The following is a 6,273-nucleotide window of genomic DNA, read 5'->3' as shown; positions in this document are numbered from 1 at the left end:
CGACGCCTGGGCGCGCGGGGCGGGCGGCCTCGCCACCCTCGCCGGCGCGCAGGGCTCGAGGTGAGCGTGCCCCGCGCGCCCCAGCCCACCGACGCCGCCGCCCGCGGCCCGACGGCCCCCCTCCGCGGCCGCGTGATCGTCACCGCCGACGATCTCGGCGCGTCTCCCGCGGTGAACGCCGCCATCGTCCGGGGCCACCGCGAGGGCGTCCTCACCGCCGCGAGCCTGATGGTCACCGGGGACGCCCTCGACGAGGCGGTCGCCCTCGCGCGGGCGAACCCGGGGCTGGCGATCGGGCTCCACCTGGTCCTCGCCGACGCGCGCCCGGCGCTCCCGCCGGCGGAGATCCCGCACCTCGTCGGCCCCGACGGGCGCCTCCACGCCGACCCCGCCCGCGCCGGGCTCGGGCTCGCGGCGAGCGGCGCGGCCCGCCGGGAGCTCGCGCGGGAGCTCGCCGCGCAGTTCGAGCGGTTCGCGGCGACGGGCCTCCCCCTCGCCCACGTGGACGGTCACCACCACCTCCACGTCCACCCGCTCGCGTTCCCGCTCGTCGCGGAGCTCGCCGCGCGCGCGGGCGCCCGAGGGATCCGCCTCCCCTGGGAAGGCGTCGCCGCCCTCGCCGACGCCCGGCCTCGCCGCGCCGCGATCGACGGCGCGATCCTCGGCGCGCTCGCGCTCCGGGCGCGCCGCCTCGCCCGCCGCCTCGGCCTGCGGTACGCCGACCGCGTGCACGGGCTGGTCCGCAGCGGCGCGATGGGGCCCGCGTACGTGCGCGCCCTCGCCGCCCGGCTGCCCGCGGGGACGACCGAGCTGTTCCTCCACCCGAGCACCGAGCCCGGCCCGGCCCGGGGGTCGAACCCCGGCGACCTCGCCGCGCTGCTCGATCCCGCCGTCCGCGCGGCGCTCGCGGCGCGCGGCCTCGCCCTCGCGTCCTGGGCCACGCCGGAGCCGCCCGCGCCATGACCCTCCTCGCCCGCGCCCTCCTCCTGCTCGCCCTGGCGAGCTGGGCGTACTGGCTCCTCGCGCTCGTCGCCGTGCGCCGCCACTTCCGCGGCGCCGCGCCGCCGCTCCCGGTCCCGCCGCCGCCGGTCTCGCTGCTCAAGCCGGTGCGGGGCGTGGACGCCGACGCGCGGGAGTGCCACGAGAGCTTCTTCCGCCTCGACTATCCGCAGTACGAGATCGTCTTCGCGGTGGCCGACCCCGCCGACCCGGTCCTCCCGCTGCTCGCCGAGCTCCGCGCGGCGCACCCGGAGGTGCCGTCCCGGGTCGTGGTCGCGCCCGCGCCCGGCCCGAACCGCAAGGCCTGCCTCCTCGAGGCGATCGCGAAGGTCGCGCGCCATGGCGTGCTCGTGGCGACGGACAGCGACATGCGGGTCGCCCCGTCCTGGCTCCGCGACGTCGTGGCGGCGCTCTCGGCGCCCGGCGTCGGGCTCGTGACGTGCCCGTACCGCGGCGCCGCCCCGCGCTCCCTCGCGGCGCGCCTCGAGGCGCTCCACATGGGCGTGACCTTCCTGCCGTCCACGGTGGTGGCGAGCGACCGGCTCGGGATGCCGTTCGCGATGGGCTCCACCATGGCGCTCCGGCGGAGCGACCTCGACGCCATCGGCGGGTTCGGCCCCCTCGCCGACTACCTCGCCGACGACTACCAGCTCGGCGCCCGGGTCGCGGCGCTCGGGCGGCGCGTGGTGCTCTCCTCGCACATCGTGGACAGCGTGCTGGGCCGCACGGCGTTCCGCGACGGGTGGGATCGCGAGGTGCGCTGGGGGCGCTGCACGCGCGCGAGCCAGCCGGCCGGCCACGTCGGCTACGCCGTCACGTTCTCGACGCCGCTCGCCCTGCTCGCCCTGCTCGCGACCGGCTTCGCGCCCGTCGGGTGGGGCGCGCTCGCGGGCTCGCTCGCGGTGCGATGGGGCGTCGCCGCCGGCGTGGCGCGCGCCACGAGGGATCGGGCCGCCCTCCGGGCGCTCCCCCTCCTGCCGCTCCGCGACGCGCTCACCGCCGCCGTGTGGGTGGCGGCCCTGACCGGCCGCCAGGTGAGATGGCGGGGCGAGGCGTTCGACGTGGACCGCTCCGGGAGGCTCCGGCCGTCGGCCCGGCGGACGCCCGCGGCCGGTCCCGGCGCGCGCTAACCCCCCGAGGGCCGTCGGGGCGGAGCGCCCGCAGGACGATCAGCTCGGGCGACGGTCCCCTGCGCCGGCGGGCCGCTCCCCGCGGAGGATCCAGAGCGCCGCCGGGAGCGCGGTGAAGTCGGCGACCATCGCGAGCGCGAACGCCCCGGCGGTGATCACCCCGAACTGCCGGATCGGCGGGAAGCTCGAGAGCGCCAGCCCGAGGAAGCCGGACGCGTTGATGAGCGTCGCGAACAGGATGGCGCGGCCGGCGACGCGCAGCGTGTGCCGGAGCTCGCCGTCGAGCCCGGCCGGCCCCTCGCCCTCGTGCAGGTGGTGGAAGAAGTGGATCTGGTCGTTCTCGGTCGTCCCGAGCACGGTGGTGGCGATCAGGATGGTCGCGACGTTCAGGCCCGCCCCGAAGAGGCGCATCCCGAGGAAGGTCACGAGGATCGCGAACACCGAGGGGATCATCGCGAGGAGCCGCGCCGAGGCGCTCCGGAACACGAACAGGAAGGCGATCACGATGAGCCCGGCGGTGAGCGCGAAGCTCTCCGTGAGCGTCGGGACGAGGCTCCCGCCCACCTTCGCCTGGAGCAGCGCCTCGCCGACCACCTGCATCGACGCGCCCTGGAGCGCCGGGTCCGCCGCCGCGATCCGGTCCCAGGCGGCGCGGATCCCGTCCGCGAGGGCGTGGTAGGCGGCCTGGTCCTTCGCGTCGAAGGTGACCATGAGCTGCGCGTTCGCGAGGGACCCCACGTCGATGAAGCCGCGCAGCTCGGGCTCGGTGAGGAGGAGCTGCTCGACGTCGGACGACGCGCGCGCGAAGGCGGCCGGGTCCTCCGGGAGCGCGGGGTCCTGGCCGGCGAGGGCGCGGCGCATCCGGAGGAAGGTCGTCGGGCCGATCACCGCGTTCACGCGCGGCAGCCCCTCCACGGCGCGGGTGAGCTGCTCGACGCCTCGGAGCACCTCGGGGTCGGTGACGTTCCCCGGCGGGGTCCGGATCCAGACCCGCGCCACGTCCAGCCCCGCGACGTTCTGCTGGAAGAACACGAGGTCGCGGTGGATCGCGAGGTCGCGGTCCACGTAGTCGAGCTGATCGAGGCCGATGCGCATCGGCGCGAGGCGCCCGGGGATCCCGGTGAGCGCCACGAGCCCGCCCGCCGCGAGGGCGAGGGCGCCGACGAGGAGCGGCCAGCGCCACCGGTAGGTGAAGCCGGGCAGCGCCCCCGCGACCGCGTCGTACACCCGGGTCCGGATCGCGACGCTGCGGCCGGTCGGCGTCCGGAGCACCCGCTGGAGCGAGGGGAAGACCGTGAAGACCACGACCCACGACAGCACCAGCCCCACCGCGGTCCAGATCCCCATCTCGCGGATCGGCCGGATGGGCGAGACCGCCAGCGCCGCGAAGCCGAGCGACGCCGCGACCGTGGACGCGGTGACCGGGAGGAACTTGTTCGCCAGGGCGTGGAGCTGGTGCGTGTCCACGTCCACCCCCTCCGGCTGGTCCACGAACCGCGAGTGCACGTACACGAGGGACGCCAGGGCCGTGACCATCACGGTCAGCGGGACCAGCGCGGAGACGATGGTGAAGGAGAACCCGAGCAGCTCCCCGGCCGCGACGGCGAGCGCCACCGCCGCGCCGAGGGAGAGCAGGATCGCCAGCAACGCCCGCCACGAGCGGTAGAGGAACAGGACCAGGACGATCACGAGGAGGCCGAAGACGGGGAAGTAACGCCCCGACGCCTCCCCCGTCTGGCGCTCGATCCAGGACTCGACGTAGGGCGCCCCCACCTTGCGCACCGCCCGCGCCGCGCCGGTGCGGGCCCGCGCCACCGCGTCGTCGATCCCCGCGAGCGCCGCGTCCCGCTCGGCGTCGGTCGCGGCCTGGAGGTCGATGGCGATGGAGATGAACCGGTCCCCCGCCAGCCCCTGCCGCCGGAAGACGTCGACGCCCGCCACGAACTTCCGGAACGCCGCCGCGCCCGGCGCGTCCAGGACGTCCTGCGGGCGGGACCGCCGGTACACGTCGAGCGCGGACGTCGGGGTCACGCCCTCGACCTTCCGGAGCGCGTCCTCGACCCTCTCGAGCTCCCCCAGCACCGGGGGTGCATAGGGGTCGTCCGCCTCGAGGAGGAGCAGCACGAACTGCCCCTCGGGGAACACCTCGTGGAACGCGCGGGTCGCGACGTAGTCGGGATCCGACGGGACGAGCAGCCGGTCGATGGCGCTCTCCGAGGGGATGCGCGCCGCGAGGATCGCCGCCGCGCAGGTCGCGATCGCGGCGGCGGCCAGGATCGGGACGCGCAGCGCGACGATCCGGCGGAAGAGGCCGAGGGTCCGGGGAGGTGCCATGGTCCCGCGCAGGTTACCAGCGGTCGGGCGTCGCGACCCGTCTTCGTGATCCGTCGTTCGCGTTTTGCCGCGCTGCGGGGAGGGGTTAATCTCCACCGGATGCGCGTCGCAGCCGCCGTCGTCCTCGCCGCTCTGTCCGCGTCCGCCCTCGCCGCCGATCCCGCGCGGGCGTCCCGCCCCGTGACCCTGGTCGCCTGCGCCCCCGGACAGCCCGGCACCACGGCCGAGGCGCAGCCGGGCATGGACGCCCTCGCCAGCGCGGCCGCCCGCGCCGCCGGCTGGCCGGCGGGCGCCCTCGCCGCCGTCTACGAGCCCGCCGAGCGCGACGGCCTCGTGCGGCTCGGCCGGCCCGACGCCGCCGCGGCGCTCGTGCCGCTGCCCTTCGTGGTGAAGCACGGCGCCGCGCTGAAGCTGGTGCCGCGGCTCGAGGTGGTGACGCAGGGAGCGCGCGAGCCGGGCGAGGTCTGGACCCTGGTGGCCCGGCGCGGCCGGGTCGCCTCCCCCGCGGCGCTCTCGGGCTTCACCCTCTCGTCCACCGCGGGGTACGCCCCCGCCTTCGTACGAGGCGCGCTCGCGTCGTGGGGGCGCCTCCCTGAGGACGTGCGCATCGTGGAGTCCTCGCAGGTGCTCTCCATGTTGCGCAAGGCGGCGAAGGGCGAGCCGGTGGCGGTCCTGCTGGACGGCGCGCAGACGGCCGCGCTGCCGTCCCTGCCGTTCGCGAGCGAGCTCGAGGCCGTCGCGCGCTCCGCCAAGCTGCCGTCCGGGTTCGTGGTGACGGTCGGGGAGCGGCTGCCGGCCGCCCGCTGGCGGGCCCTCGAGAAGGCGCTCCTCGCGCTCCCCTCCTCTCCGGACGGCGCGAGCGCGCTGCGCGGGCTCCAGATGGAGCGGCTCGTGCCCCTCGAGCCCGCCGCCCTCCAGGAGATCCGGCGGCTCCGGGGAGGATCGCGGTGATACCCGCCTCGCCCGCCCTCGTGCTCGCGCTCGCGCTCGGCTGCGCCGCGGCGCTCCGCGCGCCGAAGCCCGTCGGGGCGCTCGGCGGCCCGGTGCACGTCGCGCCAGGCCGGAGCGCCGCCGAGCTCCTCGCGGAGGCGCGCGCCGCGCTGGAGCGGCGCCCCGACGTCGCGGAGGTTCGCAAGGCCGAGTCGCTCTTCGTCGCCGCGGCGCAGGTGGATCCGGCCGGCGTCGAGGGGCTGTACGGCGCGATCGAGGCGAAGGTCTGGCTCATCGATCACGACCGCGCCGCCGACCGTGGGGCCCTGGCGCGCTCGGCGGTGGACGCGGGCCAGTGGTGCCTTCGCCGCGCCCCCTCGAGCGCGTGGTGCGACTACGGCCTCGCGCAGGCCCTCGGCATGCAGGCGCAGGAGGAGCGGAGCACCGCCCTCGACGGCTTGAAGAAGATGGTCGAGCACCTCCGGCGCGCCGCCGCCGAGGACCCCTCGATCGACTCGGCGGGACCGGAGCGCGTCCTCGCGCTGGTGCTCGTCCGGGCCCCGGCGTGGCCGCTGGGGCCCGGGGATCCGGAGACGGCGCTCGAGGAGGCGCGCAAGGCGGTCGCGCGGGCGCCGGACTTCCCGCCGAACCCGCTCGCGCTCGGCGAGACCCTCCTCGCCACCGGCGCGACCGACGAGGGGCGCGCCGCGACGAAGCGCGCCCTCGCCCTCGCCGAGCGGAGCGCCGAGCCGGACGCCAAGGAGTGGGTGAAGGACGGGAAGGCGCTCCTCGAGCGGGCCGCCCGCCCGGTGGACGTCGGCGCCGCGCGTTGAGGCGCCACGGCTGCTCGGGGCCCGTGGACAGGAATGAACCCGTCCCC

Annotated in this window: 5 protein-coding genes; 4 read left to right on the top strand and 1 reads right to left on the bottom strand. The window is 77.1% G+C overall.

What is annotated here, in order from left to right; genetic code table 11:
• Together hpnK and hpnI are read left to right on the top strand one after the other, a co-directional pair.
• On the top strand, window positions 1-963 hold a 963-nt coding region (gene hpnK / locus MNZ27_RS11365; protein ID WP_242394179.1), incomplete at its 5' end, for a hopanoid biosynthesis-associated protein HpnK.
• Window positions 960-2,129, top strand: a complete 1,170-nt coding sequence (gene hpnI, locus MNZ27_RS11360; protein ID WP_242394178.1) for a bacteriohopanetetrol glucosamine biosynthesis glycosyltransferase HpnI — start codon at window positions 960-962, stop codon at window positions 2,127-2,129. The genes hpnK and hpnI, both read left to right, overlap by 4 nt.
• Window positions 2,130-2,168: 39 nt before the next feature.
• Here hpnI and MNZ27_RS11355 read toward each other — a convergent pair whose 3' ends face one another.
• Window positions 2,169-4,463 (bottom strand): efflux RND transporter permease subunit, encoded by a 2,295-nt coding sequence (locus MNZ27_RS11355; protein WP_242394176.1) that lies wholly within the window; start codon window positions 4,461-4,463, stop codon window positions 2,169-2,171.
• Between the two features lie 99 nt (window positions 4,464-4,562).
• On the opposite strand from MNZ27_RS11355, the gene MNZ27_RS11350 reads away from it, so the two are divergent.
• Window positions 4,563-5,414: a type 2 periplasmic-binding domain-containing protein gene (locus tag MNZ27_RS11350; protein WP_242394174.1), complete on the top strand. Its 852-nt coding sequence runs from the start codon at window positions 4,563-4,565 to the stop codon at window positions 5,412-5,414.
• Window positions 5,411-6,226 carry a tetratricopeptide repeat protein gene (locus tag MNZ27_RS11345; protein WP_242394172.1) on the top strand — a complete coding sequence of 272 codons (816 nt, stop codon included), beginning with the start codon at window positions 5,411-5,413 and terminating at the stop codon, window positions 6,224-6,226. Before MNZ27_RS11350 ends, MNZ27_RS11345 begins: the two co-directional genes overlap by 4 nt.
• Window positions 6,227-6,273: the final 47 nt, after the last annotated feature.

This window comes from Anaeromyxobacter oryzisoli, assembly GCF_022690765.1.
Classification (GTDB): domain Bacteria; phylum Myxococcota; class Myxococcia; order Myxococcales; family Anaeromyxobacteraceae; genus Anaeromyxobacter; species Anaeromyxobacter oryzisoli.
This window is presented reverse-complemented; position numbering and strand designations above follow the sequence as displayed.

What these genes read in the sequence shown, in the direction of transcription:
- hpnI (WP_242394178.1), top strand. Translation starts at nt 960, where the DNA reads ATGACCCTCCTCGCCCGCGCCCTCCTCCTGCTCGCCCTGGCGAGCTGG.
- MNZ27_RS11355 (WP_242394176.1), bottom strand. Translation starts at nt 4,463, where the DNA reads ATGGCACCTCCCCGGACCCTCGGCCTCTTCCGCCGGATCGTCGCGCTG.
- MNZ27_RS11350 (WP_242394174.1), top strand. Translation starts at nt 4,563, where the DNA reads ATGCGCGTCGCAGCCGCCGTCGTCCTCGCCGCTCTGTCCGCGTCCGCC.